The organism is Piscibacillus salipiscarius (genome assembly GCF_042685285.1).
GTDB lineage: Bacteria > Bacillota > Bacilli > Bacillales > Alkalibacillaceae > Piscibacillus > Piscibacillus salipiscarius.
In genome coordinates this window covers 50,188-69,249 of record NZ_JBHUMZ010000048.1, presented here as the reverse complement: position 1 = coordinate 69,249, position 19,062 = coordinate 50,188, and the positions used below count along the sequence as shown (strand labels likewise).

19 protein-coding genes and 2 other annotated features are annotated in these 19,062 nt (G+C 36.1%); all 19 genes read right to left on the bottom strand.

Going from position 1 to position 19,062, the window contains the following annotated elements; all coding sequences use genetic code 11:
• Positions 1-109: 109 nt before the first annotated feature.
• Positions 110-1,198 carry a M42 family metallopeptidase gene (locus tag ACFSW4_RS13605; protein ID WP_377329948.1) on the bottom strand — a complete coding sequence of 363 codons (1,089 nt, stop codon included), beginning with the start codon at positions 1,196-1,198 and terminating at the stop codon, positions 110-112.
• A 74-nt stretch (positions 1,199-1,272) separates the two neighbouring features.
• Positions 1,273-1,758 carry a dUTP diphosphatase gene (locus ACFSW4_RS13600; protein WP_377329946.1) on the bottom strand — a complete coding sequence of 162 codons (486 nt, stop codon included), beginning with the start codon at positions 1,756-1,758 and terminating at the stop codon, positions 1,273-1,275.
• Positions 1,759-1,809: 51 nt separating this feature from the next.
• On the bottom strand, positions 1,810-2,388 hold the full coding sequence (locus ACFSW4_RS13595; protein WP_054754255.1) for a TVP38/TMEM64 family protein: 579 nt from the start codon (positions 2,386-2,388) through the stop codon (positions 1,810-1,812).
• Between the two features lie 46 nt (positions 2,389-2,434).
• Positions 2,435-2,692, bottom strand: coding sequence for a DUF1294 domain-containing protein (locus ACFSW4_RS13590; RefSeq protein ID WP_377329944.1), 258 nt, complete (start codon positions 2,690-2,692; stop codon positions 2,435-2,437).
• A 68-nt stretch (positions 2,693-2,760) separates the two neighbouring features.
• The gene (rplT, locus tag ACFSW4_RS13585) at positions 2,761-3,117 is read right to left on the bottom strand and encodes a 50S ribosomal protein L20 (protein ID WP_054754256.1); all 357 of its coding nucleotides are present in this window, start codon (positions 3,115-3,117) and stop codon (positions 2,761-2,763) included.
• A 34-nt stretch (positions 3,118-3,151) separates the two neighbouring features.
• A complete protein-coding gene (gene rpmI / locus ACFSW4_RS13580) occupies positions 3,152-3,349 on the bottom strand; it encodes a 50S ribosomal protein L35 (protein ID WP_091774501.1) in 198 nt (65 codons plus the stop codon).
• Positions 3,350-3,375: 26 nt separating this feature from the next.
• On the bottom strand, positions 3,376-3,879 hold the full coding sequence (infC, locus tag ACFSW4_RS13575) for a translation initiation factor IF-3 (RefSeq protein WP_054754257.1): 504 nt from the start codon (positions 3,877-3,879) through the stop codon (positions 3,376-3,378).
• A 114-nt stretch (positions 3,880-3,993) separates the two neighbouring features.
• Positions 3,994-4,138, bottom strand: a sequence feature (ribosomal protein L20 leader region).
• A 112-nt stretch (positions 4,139-4,250) separates the two neighbouring features.
• On the bottom strand, positions 4,251-6,191 hold the full coding sequence (gene thrS, locus ACFSW4_RS13570) for a threonine--tRNA ligase (protein ID WP_377329941.1): 1,941 nt from the start codon (positions 6,189-6,191) through the stop codon (positions 4,251-4,253).
• Between the two features lie 194 nt (positions 6,192-6,385).
• Positions 6,386-6,610 (bottom strand) — a binding site (T-box leader).
• Positions 6,611-6,659: 49 nt separating this feature from the next.
• Positions 6,660-7,472 carry a sporulation protein YtxC gene (ytxC, locus tag ACFSW4_RS13565; protein WP_377329939.1) on the bottom strand — a complete coding sequence of 271 codons (813 nt, stop codon included), beginning with the start codon at positions 7,470-7,472 and terminating at the stop codon, positions 6,660-6,662.
• 127 nt (positions 7,473-7,599) lie between these two features.
• Complete coding sequence (dnaI, locus tag ACFSW4_RS13560) at positions 7,600-8,532, bottom strand: primosomal protein DnaI (protein WP_054754261.1); 933 nt, start codon at positions 8,530-8,532, stop codon at positions 7,600-7,602.
• Positions 8,533-8,543: 11 nt separating this feature from the next.
• Positions 8,544-9,920: a replication initiation and membrane attachment family protein gene (locus ACFSW4_RS13555; RefSeq protein ID WP_377329937.1), complete on the bottom strand. Its 1,377-nt coding sequence runs from the start codon at positions 9,918-9,920 to the stop codon at positions 8,544-8,546.
• 22 nt (positions 9,921-9,942) lie between these two features.
• On the bottom strand, positions 9,943-10,404 hold the full coding sequence (nrdR, locus tag ACFSW4_RS13550) for a transcriptional regulator NrdR (RefSeq protein ID WP_377329936.1): 462 nt from the start codon (positions 10,402-10,404) through the stop codon (positions 9,943-9,945).
• Positions 10,405-10,659: 255 nt separating this feature from the next.
• Entirely contained in the window at positions 10,660-11,685 is a 1,026-nt protein-coding gene (locus ACFSW4_RS13545) for a glyceraldehyde-3-phosphate dehydrogenase (RefSeq protein WP_377329934.1), read from the bottom strand.
• 110 nt (positions 11,686-11,795) lie between these two features.
• Positions 11,796-12,407, bottom strand: a complete 612-nt coding sequence (coaE, locus tag ACFSW4_RS13540) for a dephospho-CoA kinase (RefSeq protein WP_377329932.1) — start codon at positions 12,405-12,407, stop codon at positions 11,796-11,798.
• 9 nt (positions 12,408-12,416) lie between these two features.
• Positions 12,417-13,049, bottom strand: coding sequence for a sporulation membrane protein YtaF (gene ytaF, locus ACFSW4_RS13535; RefSeq protein ID WP_377329930.1), 633 nt, complete (start codon positions 13,047-13,049; stop codon positions 12,417-12,419).
• 59 nt (positions 13,050-13,108) lie between these two features.
• Entirely contained in the window at positions 13,109-13,942 is an 834-nt protein-coding gene (gene mutM, locus ACFSW4_RS13530) for a DNA-formamidopyrimidine glycosylase (protein WP_054754271.1), read from the bottom strand.
• Positions 13,943-13,957: 15 nt separating this feature from the next.
• Positions 13,958-16,612 (bottom strand): DNA polymerase I, encoded by a 2,655-nt coding sequence (gene polA, locus ACFSW4_RS13525; protein WP_377329928.1) that lies wholly within the window; start codon positions 16,610-16,612, stop codon positions 13,958-13,960.
• Between the two features lie 21 nt (positions 16,613-16,633).
• Positions 16,634-18,346 (bottom strand): two-component system histidine kinase PnpS, encoded by a 1,713-nt coding sequence (gene pnpS, locus ACFSW4_RS13520; RefSeq protein ID WP_377329926.1) that lies wholly within the window; start codon positions 18,344-18,346, stop codon positions 16,634-16,636.
• Complete coding sequence (locus tag ACFSW4_RS13515) at positions 18,343-19,032, bottom strand: response regulator transcription factor (protein WP_054754282.1); 690 nt, start codon at positions 19,030-19,032, stop codon at positions 18,343-18,345. Before ACFSW4_RS13515 ends, pnpS begins: the two co-directional genes overlap by 4 nt.
• Positions 19,033-19,062: the final 30 nt, after the last annotated feature.

The following is a 19,062-nucleotide window of genomic DNA, read 5'->3' as shown; positions in this document are numbered from 1 at the left end:
CGAAGCATTTTGACGCAGCTAAAAAATGAAGACGAATATTAGGGATTGATCTCTCCTCTAATATTCGTCTTCTTCTAGATTAATACATATTTTGTCCCAGCCTCGTTTATTAATTATAAGTTAATTTTTCTACAGTTTCACGATCTAGTTTCTTAATTACATGAACTAATAAATCAACTGTATTTTCAAAATCATCACGATGAAGCATAGCTGCATGTGAGTGAATGTAACGAGTAGGAACTGTAACTGATAATGACGGAACACCATCGCCAGTTAAATGAATTTTACCTGAGTCTGTTCCACCACCAGGCATAGACTCATACTGGAATGGAATGTTATGTTCTTCCGCCGTATCAATAACTAGGTCACGTACGCCTTTGTGTGACACCATAGAAGCGTCATAAAGAACAATTTGTGGTCCTTTACCAAGCTCGCTTGCTGCATCTTTGTCATCCACGCCAGGCATGTCACCTGCGATTCCAACATCGACTCCAAAACCAATGTCCGGTTGAACAGCATGTGCTGAAGTCCCAGCACCACGTAGGCCAATTTCTTCCTGAACAGTTCCAACACCATAAACAACGTTTGGATGAGACTCATTCTTCAAACGTTTTAGAACTTCAATCGCAATCGCGCAACCAATACGGTTGTCCCATGCTTTTGCAAGAAGAACCTTTTCATTTTTCATTGGTGTAAATTCAAAGTAAGGAACAATCGAGTCACCAGGGCGAACACCGAACTCCTCAGCTTCCTCTTTGTCTTTTGCACCAATATCGATAAACATATCTTTTATCTCAACTGGCTTTTTTCGTGCTTCAGCTGATAAGATATGTGGAGGCTTAGAACCAATAACACCTGTCACATCGTCACCATTACGTGTCATAATTGTCACACGCTGGGCTAACATGACTTGGTTCCACCAACCACCAACAGGCTGGAAGAAAACGAATCCATTTTTATCAATTCTAGTTACCATAAAACCAACTTCATCTAAGTGGCCAGCAACCATAACTTTTGGTCCATTTTCTTCTCCAGTTTTCTTTGCGATTAAGCTCCCCAAATGATCCTGAGTCACTTCATCCGCATGTGGAGTTATGTACTTCTTCATGACATCACGCGGTTCCTTCTCATTCCCAGGAATCCCTTTGGCATCCGTTAGATCTTTCAGCATCGTTAGAGTTTCATCTAATTTAGCCATATTCTACCTCCTATAAAATTCGATTTAAAAATACACCTTCTCCATTATAAAGGTTTTTCAAACATTTCACAAAACTAATAGCCAGATTGTTGTCGTTCGTGGTTCACTTTATTTTTATCCAAATAGGCATGCAATATATCGTCTTCAGTGAAATTTAACTTTAATCCCACATCTAAATATGTACTCATTAATTTTTGGTAATGCATATTAGTGGGATTCTGTTTAAATCGGTTTATTTTTCCATATAACATATGAAAAAGTTCTGTTAGTGAAGACTCGCTATTCTCCCGCAGCTGTCCATTATAATTATACCCATAATCAATCCCTATGGATAATAAAAAATGAATCCCGTCGACGAATTCTTCGAGAATCACGCTCTGTTCACTCGGTCCTTTTTGAGACCAATACTTAAAGCAGCGTGTTTCGTTTGCTAACTCGCCTACTTCAACAATTAATGCAAGTAATTTATCATCAAATACTTCTTCTCTTGTTAAAGAGTTTCGCATTAAAATATCATCATCTAATTCTTTTTGAAGCTTATAAAGGCTGTCCCATTTCATTAAAAAACCTCCTTTAAAAAACAGTATAACACGTGCATTAGCACATGTAGACTATTTTTGGAGGTCTGGTGAGAAGAAATCTTCCCATTTCAATACGATTTCTTTTTTTCTTAATAAATAAAAGACCAAAAGAATCATTGCCATTAAGATGAATATATGTTGTAAATGTAAGGATTGAAACCACTGGCCAAAAGATGTATACATAACGGCTAATGGTACATTTGAAAGGATCGATAGTTTCGCATACTCTTTAAAGTTTCGCGTCATTTCGATTAGTATAATGGATACGAGATGAAAATGAATGAAAGGTGTGACTCTAAGTAACAATACTTGTGGTAATGAGAGCTGATGGTGTCTTCCAAACATCTTTTCTCTAAGCCTATGAAAACGGTCAAACAGTTTAGGCATTAGCTTAATAAAGAAATAAAAGATTATGCTTGATAAAGTGACACCGATTAATGAATACAAGGCCCCATAGGTTAAACCAAACAGTAACCCTCCAGTAATACAAATAAATGCGACCGGAATAAATAAGAAAGGACGTACGATATGAAAAAAGATAAATAGCATCGGTGCTACATAAGGCGCTGACTCCATCGTCCCCTGTGCCCAAGCTAGAGCATTTTCCATAGCCATACCTCCTTCATTATATAACTTTATGACATAAGACGAGCTTTTATGACAAGTAAAACACAATCCCTAGTAATAATAGACTTAAGATCGGTAAGCCGAACTTAAACGTCTTATGCTTAGTTTTATGTCTAAAAACAGCCATTCCTAACCACATACCTGGCGCCCCACCTAATAACGCAATGATCCATAAAGTGTTTTCAGGAATTCTCCATTTTTGCTTTCTTGCTTTACCCTTATCGATTCCCATAATGATAAAACCAACGGAACTCATAACCAGGACTACTATATACCATAATTTCATTTGACGATTCTCCTATTTAAATATAATAAAACCCTGAAAGGACTTATTCCTCTCAGGGTTAATCATTATTACTTAAGAGCTGATTTAGCTTGATCGACTAATTCAGTGAATGCTTTTTCATCGTTAACAGCTAAGTCTGCTAGCATTTTACGGTTAACTTCAACACCAGCAAGCTTTAATCCATGCATTAAACGGCTGTAAGAAATGTCGTTCATACGAGCTGCAGCATTAATACGTGCAATCCATAATTTACGGAAGTCACGTTTTTTCTGACGACGGTCACGGTAAGCATACTGACCTGACTTCATCACTTGCTGTTTTGCTGTTTTAAATAACGTTCTTTTAGAACCGTAATAACCTTTAGCTAATTTCAATACACGTTTACGTCTTCTACGTGTAACTGTTCCACCTTTAACACGTGGCATTGTAATCCCTCCTAGATCTTTCCGTTAATAAGTCTTATTTGTAAGGTAATAATTTGCTTAGACGACCTTCGTCTGCTTTAGAAACCATTGCGCTTTTTCTTAGTTTACGCTTCTGTTTAGTTGACTTATTTGCAAATAAGTGACTAGTGAAAGCGTGAGAACGTTTAAATTTCCCAGTTCCTGTTTTCTTAAAACGCTTTTGTGAACCTTTATGCGATTTCATTTTTGGCATGGTAATGTCCTCCTTCTATAGTACCTTTACTTCTCTGCTTTTGGCGCAAGCATCATAAACATATTACGGCCTTCCATTTTAGGCTTCGTTTCTAGTGTAGCAAGTTCACTGCACTGGTCAGCGAAACGATCTAGCACTTCACGACCTAATTCTTTGTGCGTAATAGCACGACCGCGGAAACGAACGCTTACTTTAACTTTATCGCCTTTTTTAAGGAATTTATGAGCATTACGTAGTTTCGTATTGAAGTCATGTTCTTCGATAGCCGGTGTCAATCGTACCTCTTTGATGTTAATGACCTTTTGATTTTTACGTTGCTCTTTTTCCTTCTTCTGCTGTTCGAAGCGATATTTACCGTAGTCCATAATACGACATACTGGTGGTTTAGCGTTTGGTGCTACCAACACTAAATCGAGATTAACACGATCAGCAATCTCTAATGCTTCTTGACGAGATTTAATTCCTAATTGTTCGCCATTCGCGTCAATGAGACGTACCTCTTTGGCACGGATTCCCTCATTAACATTCATATCTCTGCTAATAGTGAGCCACCTCCACAAAATTGTAAGAAAAACGAAGAATCATTTTTCTTTTAACTCTTAACAAAGTTACATTGAATAAGGCATTCTCAACAAGTGGTTTTAACCATAAAAAAAGTGTCGGTACAAGACTGCACCCACACATGATTTCATCAAAAACATACTAAGTCCGTATGTGTCAGAAATATGATGACCTGCCAACAACTTATTGCGTCGATCAGGTGAGAAGCGGGTGCTTCTACTTGTCTATCAATGACCTTATTTAATTCACTTTTAAAAGTATATAATGACAAAGCAAATATGTCAAGAATTAATCTAATAAATTCAAGCAACTGTGCTAGTAAAAGCACAGCTGCTTGGTATTATAACTTATGATGGTTAATTTCATCAACTATTTGTTGAACAAATTCATCTAATCCAATAGTATCGCTATCTTTCTCACCATATTTACGGACGTTTACAGCTTGATCATTCATTTCTTTATCACCTAAAACTAATGAGTACGGCACTTTTTGTGTTTGTGATTCACGAATTTTATACCCTAATTTTTCATCGCGAGTATCTAACTCCACTCGAATACCTTCACGGCGCAGACGATCTTCCACTTTTTTAGCATAATCCATGTGGACATCTAGTGAGACTGGAATAATTTTTGCTTGAACTGGTGCAAGCCAAGTTGGAAAAGCCCCTTTATACTCTTCAATTAAGAAGGCAACGAAGCGTTCCATTGTCGAAACAACTCCGCGGTGAATAACGACTGGGCGATGTTCTTTACCGTCTTCGCCAATGTAAGTTAAATCAAAACGTTCGGGTAGATGGAAATCTAGCTGAACAGTAGATAATGTCTCATCCTTACCTAAAGCTGTCTTAACTTGTACGTCTAATTTTGGACCGTAGAAAGCAGCTTCCCCTGTTGCTTCAACAAATTCTACTTCCATTTCTTCCATTGTCTCTTTTAAAAGTGCCTCAGCTTTATTCCACATCTCATCGTTATCAACATACTTCTCTGTATCCTCAGGGTCACGATAAGATAGACGGAAGTAGTAATCATTAATGCCAAAGTCTTTATAAACATTTTGAATTAACTCTACCACTCGAATGAATTCTTCTTTTAACTGATCAGGACGAGCAAATATATGCGCGTCATTTAATGTCATACCACGTACACGTTGTAACCCAGCAAGAGCTCCTGACATTTCGTGACGGTGCATGGTACCAAGTTCAGCGATACGAACTGGTAAATTACGATAACTATGAAGTTCATTCTTATATACCATCATATGGTGAGGACAGTTCATCGGACGAAGAACTAAATCTTCGTTATCCATTTCCATTGTTGGGAACATGTCGTCTTGATAATGATCCCAGTGTCCACTAGTTTTATATAGATCAACGCTACCTAAAACAGGTGTGTACACGTGATCGTAACCAAGTCTAGTTTCTAAATCGACAATGTATCTTTCTATAGTACGGCGAATAGTCGCTCCTTTTGGTAACCATAATGGCAAGCCTTGACCCACTTTTTGTGAAACCGTAAAAATATCTAATTCTTTACCAAGTTTACGGTGATCACGTTCTTTGGCTTCTTCTAATAATCGTAAATGCTCCTCTAATTGACTCTTCTTCTCGAACGCAGTTCCATAAATACGCTGAAGCATCTTATTATCACTATCTCCGCGCCAATAAGCACCTGAGATATTTAATAATTTAAAGACTTTAATTTTACCAGTGTGTGGTACGTGTACACCGCGGCATAAGTCAAAAAACTCACCTTGCTCATAAATAGAAATTGGCTGACCTTCTGGAATATCATCAATTAACTCAAGCTTTAAATCGTCACCAACATCTTTATAACGCTGTTTAGCCTCATCTCTGGATACTTCAACGCGGCGAATTTCAAGAGCTTCATCTACAATTTTTTTCATTTCTTTTTCAATCTTCGGAAGGTCTTCTGGAGTGATCGTCTCTTCCATATCAAGGTCATAGTAGAACCCACCTTCAATAACAGGGCCGACACCTAATTTAACGTTTGGATATAGACGTTTGATCGCCTGAGCCATTAGGTGTGCAGTTGAGTGTCTTAACACTTCAAGACCCTCATCATCACGATGAGTAATAATTTGGATCTCACCATCATCTTGAAGTGGAGTACGTAAATCAACCATTTCATCATTATATTTACCAGCTAATGCTTGCTTCTTTAATCCAGAACTGATTGAAGCCGCAATATCTTCAGTTGTTGTCCCTTTAGAAAACTCCTTAACATTACCATCTGGGAACTTAACTTGAATCATCTCAGACATGTGATACACTCCTTTGTGATTTATTAAAATTTGAGTCGCTTTCGGCAGACGATTTCCTGGGGCACGGCGCAGGCTTCTCTGAACTCATTTCCATTCGTTCAGAGTGATTTTCTGCTCGTGCTATTCCCCTAGGAGTCACCGCCTACGCTCATCAAACTCAATTTTTAGATAAACAAAAAACACTCATCCCTAATAAAAGGGACGAGTGTTATACCCGTGGTTCCACCCTGATTCTGCTTTAATAAAACAGCTCTCTCAGACATCGTTAACGCCGATGATACGTCAATCGCTAATCCTAAAAGACTTCACGACTAATGCTCTGAGGTGGTAAACAAATAGTCATACTAGAAAGCTCTCAGCCTCGCTTCCTTCTCTGTAAAGCTGTTTCCACTTGTTCATGTCCTCTTCAACGCACGTTCATAATATTATATGTACGTTATTATAACCATCTGAGAGATAGAAATCAAGTTATTCTAAAATTTTGTACGGAAACTGCTCCACTGGAAACAATTTAATGCGCTCTTGGAAGATATTCATCATCCAATATAACGTATGCATGTGATCATTAGAAGCATAGACGTCAATTTGCTGAGGCGCAATAGATAGTAAGGTTGAGATTAATTTTGTTGGATCATATTCTTCTACTGATGTCGTACCTGAAACTTTTCGAAAATGGGCTAGCACTTCTTCTCGAATAGGTTGTCCATGTGAATCAAAAAATCGAATGCGATCCTTAATGTTCACAATCACTTTCGGGAGCTTAGGCTTTTTTTTAAACACATAATGCCTAATATCATTCATTTTTTCTTGAAAATTTAGTTCAAACTGCCATTCTTCAATTCCATAGCCGACTATTTCTAACCATGCATCTTCGTTTTGAAATAAGGTTAAATATAAATGTTCCATATCGACGACGCCTCGTGTTTCGTGAGTATATAAGTAATAAATCAATCTTTCATATAATGAAAAAGATAAATCCGTGTGTAACTCTTTAGATATAGAACTCACTGATAACACGAATGGTACAATTTGTTCAATTTCATCGTCATGATAATAATAAGCATTCTTAAGTAAATAGTTAGAAACTCTCGGCACATAATAGTTCACAACGAATGGAAATATCAAATCAACTAAGCTTGTCTGTTTGATCTGGCTGTAACCGGAAAGACGTACTTCGCTCCCTTTAATAAGTACATCTCCGTTAAATGTCGATGCCAATACAAATAAATAAAATTGATTAGCATCCTTCTCATCTTGAAACAGAAATAACGTCTCTTTCATGTTTCATCCCTCTTTCCACATCATTCACAGTAGTACAGTTTATGAAAGAGAAATGTAAAACATGAAAATTAGGACAAACTTTATGAAATTTTAAGAAAAAAAGAAGGCTGAACGTTTGTTCAAGCCTTTAGCTGCGGTAATTATCTCCGACCATTTCAAATGGTTTGCTTACCTGTTTAATACGCTCCATAATTCGTGCTGCTTTTAACTGCTCATGATCACCTTTACCTGATTTAGATAAAATTGATTCAAGTTCATCTGGTGCATAGTTTGAAGTGAAAAATACAGGTAACCTTTCCATCATACGGTACTGCAAAATCGCTCCTAATACTTCATCTCTAAACCAAGCAGATGAAAATTCTGCGCCAATGTCATCTAAAATTAAAACCGATGCATTTTTAAAACGATCAATTTTATCATTTATGGATGAATCACTAATAGAAGCTTTCATTTCTCGAACTAACTCCGGCATATAAATAAAATACGTATCAATTTTTAACTCAGCCAGAGCATTCGCAAGTGCCGCAAGCATATAAGTTTTTCCGACTCCAAATTTTCCGTATAAATACAAACCTTTACTCGGCAACTCATTTTGGGTTTGATCAAAAAATGCTTTAATTTGAGCAAACACATCTATTCTTGCTTCTTCATCAAGATAAATTTTATCAAACGTTGCCTCATGTATTTCCCTTGGCATGTGAAGACTTTGGACGAACTTTTGTTTTTCAACGTTTTCTAAATGTTTCTCCTGTCTTGGACACTCGTGATATCTTAACTTAATGCGATTATTTTCTAAGCTGATTTCTGGAACATAACCTTGTACCACATTACGGCACCCTTCAAGAGATGGACATTTCTCACATGCTTTTGATTGAACATCATATTCATATAATTTAATTAGTTGTTTATTAATCTGTTCTTCTGTCAGCTCTGGATGTTTTTTTAAGAAAGCCTGGACATCTTTGGATGATAAGACGTCTTTTCGCATCTGTTGCATCGATTGTTGGAAGCTTTCTTTTCCTTGCATCCAGCGATTTAATGCAGTTTGTATGGATTCCATGGATTTCACCCTTAATGCTTCGTTTTAGAATAATTCTTTATAAATGCTTCTAACTCTTCACGTTTTTTCTTCACATCACCTTGAGGCTCAGTTTGAGTTTTAGTCTCTTGAGTTTGCTTTTTCTGTTCACGCTCATCTTGAAACCATTTGGGGAGTACTTCTTTAGTTCGTTGTCTTTTTTTCTGAGTCTGGTTTTTCTTCTGTTTCCATGTTTCATAAATGGTATGTTCACGTTTCGCAATTTGCATAGCTTGCTTAGCACTCGTAATTCCTTCACGACTCCAGTGCGCCGCAATCGTTTCAATGTAATTTTTAGACAACTTATTCTGATTTCGTTTCAAAACATAGTCAACTAACACATTCATAACTGGTTGAGGCAAGCCGTGCTCCTCCATAATCGACGTTAGCATATCAATCTCTTTCATAGATGCTCGTCCAGAGGCTGAAAGATCTTCTAATAGTTCACGATGAGAAATGGAATTAAAATGTTCGATTAGCTGTTCTTCTTTAGACTTAGGTTGCTCAGATTGGTTTGATTTTTTCTTAGGTTCTGGCTCTAGTTCTTTTTGTTCTTTTGAATAAAGCCTAGGCGGGATACTGCCATGTTTCTTATAAAAAATATCTTTACACATATCCTGAAACTCTTTACGATCAAACTCTTGCTGTTCATTCACGGCCCATATTAAAGCTTTCTCTAATTCCAAATAGTCAACATCGTAAATCTTAATCATTTTCTCAATATATTCAATATTTGGTTGTGTCAGAATGAGCTGGGCTTTGATTTGTTGCTGAGTTAACATTTTATGAAGCCACTCAAGTGGTAACTTTGTTTTAATAGCCTGAGTTTCTGGCTCTTCGATAACCTGCTTTTCCTTAATTAATTCCGGATGAACCGTAGTAAAGACATCATCAAATGAATGGGTAGCGTTTTGAACATTTGAAGGCAGATTGACTTCATTAAGTAGTCTCTTTTTCAATCGTTGAAACGAATCTCGCCCAATATGATGCTCTAGCAATACAGATAACATTGGATCATTTAAAAAACCTTTAGCTGAATAAGGGCATTGCAGGATGTAATAAAGTGTGCGAAAACTACCTTCCTCTTTATAAGACTGTAACAATCCAATGGCTTCTAACTTCTTTCTCGCCTCATAAAAGTCATCTAATGTCATATTTAATGTATTCATCATTTGATGGTGGGAAATAGAAGTTTGTGGTTGTTGGTAGTGTGATTCCTTCCAAAGTGCTTGAAATACAGCTACACCTTTTATAGAAATAAGGGGTTGGTATAAAAGAGTTAGCACTGTTTCAGCATCTTCAAAGAAAGGTTCTTTTTGGAAAATTTTCATTCGGTCATTAGGCAAAAGATGCCGAATCCGTTCATTCATATTTTGACACCCCGTACTCCCTTTACTTTTTATTTTTATTAATCATTTCATTCAATTCACTCATAAAAACATTAATATCTTTAAACTGCCTATAGACAGAAGCAAAGCGTACATATGCAACTTCATCAACTTCGGCTAACCTGTCCATAATTAATTCACCAATTTGGTCACTTAAGATCTCAGAATTTCCTTGGTTGCGTAGATCTTTTTCTACATCAAAAGCGATTCGTTCAATTTCTTCTATTGAAACAGGCCGCTTTTCACACGCTTTGATTAAACCTCGTTTTAGTTTCTCACGATTAAATTCTTCTCGTGTGCCTTCTTTTTTTACGACTATTAACGGAATTTCTTCCACACGTTCAAACGTCGTAAAACGATATTGACACGACTCGCATTCTCTTCTTCGTCTGATTGAACGTCCTTCATCGATCGGTCTTGAATCTAATACTCTTGTGTTTTTCGCATCACAGTTCGGGCAACGCATATTTTTTCCTCCATAAAACGTACCATAGTCTATACCTTTTATAAGTATAACAAACTTCATCATGTTTTGAGAATTATTAATGAGGTATATGCAGCGATAAGAGGATTAAATAGAGCAGAAAAATATATAAGAAGATATTCGACACCACTCTAGAAATTCCTTCAAAAAATATGTTTTTTATAAATTAGATAACGGCAATTCCTTAAAAAACAAATATAGCCAACCAGGTTTCAACTCCTGGTTGGCTAATCAAGTTTACATAGTCATTTGTCCGTTTTTAATATGTTGAGAAACATATTTAGCTAGGTCAACGATTCGGCAAGAATAACCCCACTCATTGTCATACCAAGCTAATACTTTAACTTTACGAGAACCCATAACCATAGTAGATAGTCCATCTACAATTGAAGAATATGGTGATGTTGTATAATCGACTGAAACTAATGGCTCATCATTAATTGATACAATACCTGCCATGTCATCTTCCATAGCTTGATAGAAAGCCTGGTTAACCTCTTCAGCTGTCACATCCTTTTTAACATCGACAACTAAATCAACTAATGACACATTAGGTGTTGGCACGCGTAAAGCCATTCCATGTAAGCGTCCTTTTAGCTCAGGTAAAACTTCATTAATAGCTTTCGCTGCTCCTGTTGATGTTGGGATAATCGACTGTGTTAATCCTCTAGCACGACGCAAGTCTTTATGTGGGTTATCTAAGTTTTTCTGATCGTTTGTAAATGAATGGACAGTCGTCATTAGACCTTCTTCAATTCCAAACTTATCATTTAATACTTTAACAACAGGTGCTAAGCAGTTTGTCGTACAAGACGCATTTGAAATCACTTCGTCAGTTTCAGGGTTAAAATCATTTTCGTTGACTCCCATTACAATCGTACGGTCCACTTCTTTACCTGGCGCTGAAATAATAACGCGCTTTGCACCAGCTGTGATGTGTTGTGATGCAGTTTCTTTTGTTTTAAATTTACCAGTTGCTTCAATAACGATATCAATATTTAAATCAGCCCATGGAAGTTCTAATGGGTTACGGTTAGAAACCTTTAGAACGCTCTTTCCATCTACAATAATTTCATTATCTTTAAACGTAACCTCACCATCAAAACGTCCATGAACAGAATCATATTTAATCAAGTGAGCTAAAGTTTCTGTTGGGTAACTTGCATTAATTGCTACAACTTCAAGTGTTTCATCTTTGATCGCCTTACGAAACACCATGCGACCAATTCGGCCAAATCCATTAATTGCAATACGTGTTGTCATTTATAATAACCTCCCAAACTATATATGTTACACTTAACAATATTTTTACGACAATAGTATAACACATTTATTATATTATAGGGGAGAATTATTAAAAAATGTTACTATTTTTATAGATTTTTATTTTCAATTCCCCATTCACGAAGAATATCTTTAAGTTGTTCCCTGCTATGATCAACTGAATCAGTGTTATCAATAATAGCATCTGCACGATCTTTCTTCTCTGTAATAGAGATTTGAGACTGTATTCGGCTCAGCGCCTCTTCTTTACCTGATTCATCACGTTCCATCAGTCTTTCCAGTTGAACTTCTGGTTCTACATAAACGACTAAAACTTTATCGACATAATCAAATAACTTACTTTCAAACAATAAAGGGATGTCCAGCACAACGGCAGGCTCGCCATTAGCTACGTGACTTTCTCTTTGCCTAATCATTTCTTTGCGAATCTCAGGGTGAATAAAACTATTTAATCGTTTTCGTTCTTCTTCATCATTAAATACAATCTCACCTAGTTTTTTTCGATTAAGCATTCCATTCTCGTATAACACTTTTTCTCCAAAGTGTTCCACTATTTTTTCATATGCTGGTTCACCAGGTTTCACAACATTTCGTGCAATTTGATCTGCGTCCACTACTGGAATTTCCCATTCCTTAAACATCTTTGAAACAGTTGATTTTCCTGTTGCAATACTTCCAGTTAATCCTATAATAACTGACATTAAAATCACCTACTTCGTTATATTCCAAATCCCTAGCATTATAAATATTAATCCAGGTAAGAATGACAGTTGCTGCATCCAATGATATTTAGTTAGAATTCGACCAGTAATCGTTCCTAATCCTAAAAAAAACATTGAACTAAACCCAATTAAGACAGCTGTTATGAAATAAGGTAAGATCGTGAATGCAGCGCCTACCCCGCTACTAAATGAATCTAACGATAAAGCTAATGCAACAAACAAAGATTCTTTACCTGAAATTGTTCCAGAATGATCTAAGTCTGCCACTTGAGGGTCCTTCAAAATCATCCAAATCGTTTTAAAATTAAATCGAATTGATTCATCGTGGTAGTACTTCCGAAATTTTTCTTTCTGCTCATCAACCCACTGCCAGAGCACATAACAACCTATTAAAAGAAATATGATTCCGCCAAGATATTCAGAAACTTTAGGGATTAAAATCCCCAATATATCACCCAATAAATAACCTGTTAGAAAACTAACAGACGTCACTAATCCAATAATTAAATAAGTGGTTTTCTTTACTGTAATCGATTTCAAACGATAAGTAAATCCAAAAAAGTAACTGTCAAAACTAACTGCTAAGCTTAATAATAATACAGCTGCTATTAGATGATCCAAAATAAAGGCTCCTTCCATAAGAACTCAACTTATCTTATGAAAGAAGCCTAGTACGTGTGTTAGTTTGGAGCTGGTTGACATTGAGGACAAAAATGAGTCCCTCTTCCACCAACTTTTATTTTTTCAATCGTTGTTTGACATGAAGGACATGCTTCCCCTTCTTTTCCATAAACAGAAATTCTAAGTTGAAACAAGCCAACTTCACCTAAACTGTTCAAATAAGAACGGATAGATGAACCCCCATGTTCAACGGCTTCATTTAAGACTTCAATCGTGTAATGCTGTATACGTTTAGCTTCTTCTATAGTAATGGTATTCGCAATTCTTTCAGGATGAATCTGACTTTTAAATAACACTTCATCCACGTAAATATTACCTAATCCTGTCACAATGGCTTGATCCAACAAGGCAGGCTTTATTTTACGAGATGTTTTTCGAAGCCGTTCATATAAATAATCCGTTGTAAAGTCTTCACTAAAAGGTTCGACTCCTAATTTATTAAGCGGAGCTGATGTAAATAAATCCTTAGGTTCTTTTAAGTGCATCGTTCCAAACTTTCGAACATCACGGTACCTTAACTCTTTTCCGTTACTTAATTTAAAGACAATATGCGTATGTGGTTCTATTGGTTCATCTTCATCATACACACCGTATTTCCCTTCCATTCTAAGATGTGACACTAAGCGGTCGTCTGTTAAATGAAAGATTAAGAATTTCCCCAATCGATTTATGTCGGTAAAATGTTGACCTAGTAAACGATGTTTAAACGCTACTGAATCTTCAGGCTCTTTAATAATTCCTGGGTAATAAATAAGGACATCAACAATTTCTTTCCCTTGGATAATAGGCTTTAGCGTCCTTCTTACGGTTTCAACCTCTGGTAATTCTGGCATCGTTAATCCTTCTTTCTACTTCGCATCATACCAAGTGTTGCCATAATCAGCTTCCACTAATAAAGGAACATTTAATTCTACAGTTTGTTCCATAGCATTTTTCACTAGTTTATTTAGCTGATCAATATCACCTTTAGCAACTTCAAAAATTAATTCGTCATGCACTTGTAGTAATAACTGAGCGTTTACGTCCGAATCATTTAATTGGTCCATAACGTCAATCATCGCTTTTTTAATAATGTCTGCTGCACTACCTTGAATTGGCGTATTCATTGCAGTTCGTTCGGCAAAACTTCTTTTATTAAAGTTACGACTCGAGATATCAGGTAAATATCGACGACGTTTCATGATCGTCTCAACATAACCATCATGTTTCGCCTGCTTAACAACATCATCCATATATTGTTTAACACCTGGATAACTTTCTAAATACTTCTCAATAAATTGTCCAGCTTCTTTGCGGCTAATGCCTAAACTTTGACTTAATCCGTAATCGCTAATTCCGTATACAATACCGAAGTTAACAGCTTTTGCATGGCGCCTCATTAATGAATCAACTTCATCTTCTTTAACATTAAAAACATCCATAGCTGTTTGAGTATGAATATCTTTGCCTTCTTTAAAAGCAGAAGTTAATTTTTCATCATTTGCAATATGAGCTAGAACACGAAGTTCAATTTGTGAATAGTCAGCTGCCATAATGACATAATCGTCTTTTGACGGTACGAATGCTTGTCTAATCTTACGCCCCTCTTCAAGTCTAATTGGGATGTTTTGTAAGTTCGGATCTGTAGAGCTTAAACGCCCCGTTTGGGTTAGAACTTGATTAAAGCGTGTATGAATTTTATGTGTGTCATCATGAACGACTTTTAATAGGCCTTCTATATAAGTTGACTGTAACTTACCGAGCTGGCGATAATGTAAAATCTTATCTACAATTTCATGCTCATGTTGAAGCTTTTCTAGAACATCTGCAGAAGTTGAATAGCCTGTTTTAGTTTTCTTAATAACAGGAAGTTCTAATTCTTCAAATAAAATCTTTCCTAATTGTTTTGGTGAGTTGATGTTAAATGATTGGCCTGCAAGTTCATAGATTTCTTCTTCAATTTTATCAAGTCTCTTACTTAAGTCTTGCTGCATCTCTTCTAGACGGTCCACATCTACTTGAACGCCTAAATATTCCATGTCAGCTAAAATTAAAGATAATGGCATCTCTAAGTCATAATACAGCTGCTCTTGTTCGTTTTTCTCTACTTCTTCTATTAATTGTGGGTAAAGTTTTTTAGCTACGACACCTTTTCGAACAATATGCTCAGCTAAGACGTCCTTTTCAGGAACCTTTTGTTTTGCACCTTTTCCGTAAACTTCTTCATCATATGACACATCAACTAGCCCGTAATTTTGTGCAATGGATGGCAAATCATGATTACTATTTGAAGGGTTCACGATATAGGATGCTAAAATTAAATCAAACTGAACCCCGTTTAAATTAATACCTCTCCATTTTAGAGCCACTTTTAATCGTTTCGTATCAGCAACGATTTTGTTATTTTCTTTACTCTCAAGCCATGTTTTAAATTTTTCAGAGTTTAAGGCCACTTCAGTTGGAATGAAGTAATAACCCTGGTCATTAACTAACGAAAAGCCTAAAATATCGCCATTATGATAGTTTTCTTCTAACATTTCCATAATTAAATAGTTCTCATTAGAGCTTATATAATCGGTCTTAAATTCCTCAACATGTTCGTATGTGACACCTTCACGTTCGACTGTTTCTTCTTCTCCACCTATACGACCCATCAAGGATTTAAATCCATATTGTTTGAAAAGCTCAATAACATCTCTTGACTGATACCCTTCATAATCTAAGTCATCAATTTTTATTTCTATTGGTGATTCACGATTAATCGTTACTAATTCTTTAGACATGAAAGCATCATCTTTGTGATTGATCAAGTTTTCCTTTAACTTTTTACCACTTACGTCATCAATGTTGTCATAGATGTTTTCAAGCGTTCCAAATTGATTTAATAACTTAACCGCCGTTTTCTCACCAACACCTGGAACACCTGGGATATTGTCTGATTTATCTCCCATTAAAGCTTTTAAATCAATAATTTGATCAATCGTAACACCCATTTTTTCCTTAATTTCATTTGGTGAATACTCATCAATATCGGTAATTCCTTTACGTGTTACTCCAACTGTCACATGTTCAGAAGCCAATTGCAGCAAATCTTTATCACCTGAATAAATCAGTGTTTTCTTTTGATTTTCTTGAGCTTGTTTAGAGATAGTGCCGATAATATCATCCGCTTCATATTGCGTGAGTTCATAATGTTTTACGCCTAATGCATCTAAAATCTCTCGCATCACTGGAAATTGTTCCGACAACTCTGGAGGTGTTTTTTGACGTCCACCTTTGTATTCTTTATATGTTTTATGTCTGAAAGTTGTTTTCCCTGCATCAAATGCCACTAGAATATGGCTAGGATCTTTATCTTCTAAGATTTTTAATAACATATTCGTAAATCCATAAACAGCATTTGTATGTACACCACTTTCATTACTTAGCAACGGTAAAGCAAAGAATGCTCGGTATAACACACTGTTTCCATCAATCAAAACGATCTCATCTTTAGACAAGTCAAACACCTCTTTAATGATCATCTTTTTGTCCATTATAACAGATTATATTTTTTGAGGGATTAATACAATAATCGTGGTCCCTTCCCCCTCTTCACTTTCAAGTTTAATGATACCTTCGTGAGCTTCAACGATGTGTTTAACAATCGATAGTCCAAGTCCTGTACCGCCAGTCTGCCTACTACGATCTTGATCAACCCGGTAAAATCGTTCAAATATGCGGCCTTGATTCTTCTTAGGAATACCGATTCCATTATCATGGATCTGAAACTTTATGTATCCCTCATCAAGGGTCACGTTCCATTCTATGTGACCTCCACCAGGTGTATATTGAATGGCATTGGAATACAGGTTTAAAATTAACTGATACATACGATTATAATCAGCATATAATGCAATCGATTCATCTACATACAAATCTCTAGTTAAGCCTTTTTCCTTTAATTGATTCTCTACGACTTGATCGACATCATGCATTAACTCAGTGACATAAAAGTGAGATTTATATAGCGTAAAATCATCTTTTTCGATGGTCGATAGTTCTAATAAGTCTTCAATAAGCGCATTTAAGCGCCTTGATTCCTTATTGATAATGTTTAGAAATTTTTTCACGATCTCTTCATCATGTTCATTTCCATCTAATAACGTCTCTACAAAACCTTGTATAGACGTAATCGGTGTGCGAAGCTCATGGGACACGTTAGCTACAAAATCTTTACGGATATTCTCAAGCTGTTTGATTTTCGTAATGTCATGACAAACGACGACAACACCTTTCCAAGAGTCATGTTCATTACGAATTGGTGCTAAATAAACTTCAAAATAATTTCCCTGGACGGTTTCAATTGTTAACTGTTTTTTTCTTTCCATGAAAATAACTTCTTGTAGAGCATCGTTTAATTCTTTATGTTCTATCACATCGTAATAAACTTCACCTAAAATCGAAGTGTCTTTATTCGTAAAATTATTAATAAATGGTTCATTTGCAAGTCTTGTTAAGCCTTTTTCATTAATCAGTAAAAGGCCACTCTCCATATTATTAACCACCGTTTTTAAACGATCGTTCTGATTTCGGTATTTTGACGTGATATATTCTAAATTACGAGCTAACGTATTAATCGATTGACTCAATTCAGACACAATGCCATAAGGCGCATCGTGGATTCTCGCTTTATAATTACCCTCAGCTAGTGACTTGGCTGTATCAGAAGCTTTTTTAATTGGTGTTACGTAATTTTCATAAAGACGATTTCCCAAACCCCAGATAAAAAATCCTACTAATAAAGCTAATATAATGACAACGGACCACAACGTTGTATTTAAATACTCAATGGGGAGCTCTTCTGAAACTACGATGATCCTTACATTCTCATTAATTTGCCTTACCACAGCTAGTCTGGAATCTAATCTGAGTGCTGAATTAAGATTAAGTTGATGATCAATTAACTCGTTTAACGTAATCGTCTCATTCCGATTAAAAGTATGTAAATATTCCTGTGTATTTGTCTGGTAAAGAACAAGTTCAATTGGAAAAGATTCAGAATAATGCTCTAACTGCTGCTGTCTTTCTAAACTCGAGTCAGTGTTGAGATTAAAATCTTCCGCAACAAAATTAGCATCATAATGAAGCTGCTCTTCGTAAGCTTTTGTCACATAATGCTTAGCAACCTGAACGAATAAAACTCCTAGCACTAGAATAAAGACAATACCAATTAACGTATAAATGATTAATGGCTTACGATTACTGATTCCTTTCATGCCTGACCCTCTAACTTATACCCAATCCCTCTTACTGTTTTAATCAACTGGGGCCTCTTAGGTTCATCTTCAAGTTTTTCCCGAAGATGACTGATATGAACGTCTACAATTCTTGTATCTCCAATAAAATCAAAATCCCAAACATCTTGCAGAAGAACTTCACGCTTAACAGGTTTATTGATTCGCTTGGCGAGATATAAAAGAAGCTCAAACTCTTTTTTCGTGAATTCAATTGGCTGGTCTTGCTTAAACACTTCATAAGTCTCCGTGTTGATTTTAATATCACTAAAACGAATGATGTCCTGATTGGCATCAGAATGACTTGTCCTTCTCATCACCGCTCGTATTCTTGCACTTAACTCTTTTGGGCTGAATGGTTTTGTAATGTAATCATCAGCCCCCACGTCAAGACCTGTTATTTTATCATGTTCTTCACTTTTAGCTGTTAGCATAATAATTGGAACACTAAAACCTTGTGAACGAAGCCTCTGACAAACTTCAATACCACTTATATTAGGCAACATTAAATCTAATAAAATTAGATCAAAATTCTCTTTTTCAGCAAGACTTAATGCCGTCTCCCCGTCATGAACAACTGTCGTTTGGTGCCTTTCTTGCATAAGGTTATAGTCAATCAGAGTTGTAATTGATTCTTCATCATCAACAATTAAAATACGATATTCCAAGCTCCCCAACTCCTGTTTTTATATTTGTCT

Bases quoted from the DNA above. Each gene is read 5' to 3' on its own strand.
- ACFSW4_RS13605 (WP_377329948.1), bottom strand. From the start codon at position 1,198: ATGGCTAAATTAGATGAAACTCTAACGATGCTGAAAGATCTAACGGAT.
- ACFSW4_RS13600 (WP_377329946.1), bottom strand. From the start codon at position 1,758: ATGAAATGGGACAGCCTTTATAAGCTTCAAAAAGAATTAGATGATGAT.
- ACFSW4_RS13595 (WP_054754255.1), bottom strand. From the start codon at position 2,388: ATGGAAAATGCTCTAGCTTGGGCACAGGGGACGATGGAGTCAGCGCCT.
- ACFSW4_RS13590 (WP_377329944.1), bottom strand. From the start codon at position 2,692: ATGAAATTATGGTATATAGTAGTCCTGGTTATGAGTTCCGTTGGTTTT.
- rplT (WP_054754256.1), bottom strand. From the start codon at position 3,117: ATGCCACGTGTTAAAGGTGGAACAGTTACACGTAGAAGACGTAAACGT.
- rpmI (WP_091774501.1), bottom strand. From the start codon at position 3,349: ATGCCAAAAATGAAATCGCATAAAGGTTCACAAAAGCGTTTTAAGAAA.
- infC (WP_054754257.1), bottom strand. From the start codon at position 3,879: ATGAATGTTAATGAGGGAATCCGTGCCAAAGAGGTACGTCTCATTGAC.
- thrS (WP_377329941.1), bottom strand. From the start codon at position 6,191: ATGTCTGAGATGATTCAAGTTAAGTTCCCAGATGGTAATGTTAAGGAG.
- ytxC (WP_377329939.1), bottom strand. From the start codon at position 7,472: ATGAAAGAGACGTTATTTCTGTTTCAAGATGAGAAGGATGCTAATCAA.
- dnaI (WP_054754261.1), bottom strand. From the start codon at position 8,532: ATGGAATCCATACAAACTGCATTAAATCGCTGGATGCAAGGAAAAGAA.
- ACFSW4_RS13555 (WP_377329937.1), bottom strand. From the start codon at position 9,920: ATGAATGAACGGATTCGGCATCTTTTGCCTAATGACCGAATGAAAATT.
- nrdR (WP_377329936.1), bottom strand. From the start codon at position 10,404: ATGCGTTGCCCGAACTGTGATGCGAAAAACACAAGAGTATTAGATTCA.
- ACFSW4_RS13545 (WP_377329934.1), bottom strand. From the start codon at position 11,685: ATGACAACACGTATTGCAATTAATGGATTTGGCCGAATTGGTCGCATG.
- coaE (WP_377329932.1), bottom strand. From the start codon at position 12,407: ATGTCAGTTATTATAGGATTAACTGGAAGTATTGCAACAGGAAAATCA.
- mutM (WP_054754271.1), bottom strand. From the start codon at position 13,942: ATGCCAGAATTACCAGAGGTTGAAACCGTAAGAAGGACGCTAAAGCCT.
- polA (WP_377329928.1), bottom strand. From the start codon at position 16,612: ATGATCATTAAAGAGGTGTTTGACTTGTCTAAAGATGAGATCGTTTTG.
- pnpS (WP_377329926.1), bottom strand. From the start codon at position 18,346: ATGAAAGGAATCAGTAATCGTAAGCCATTAATCATTTATACGTTAATT.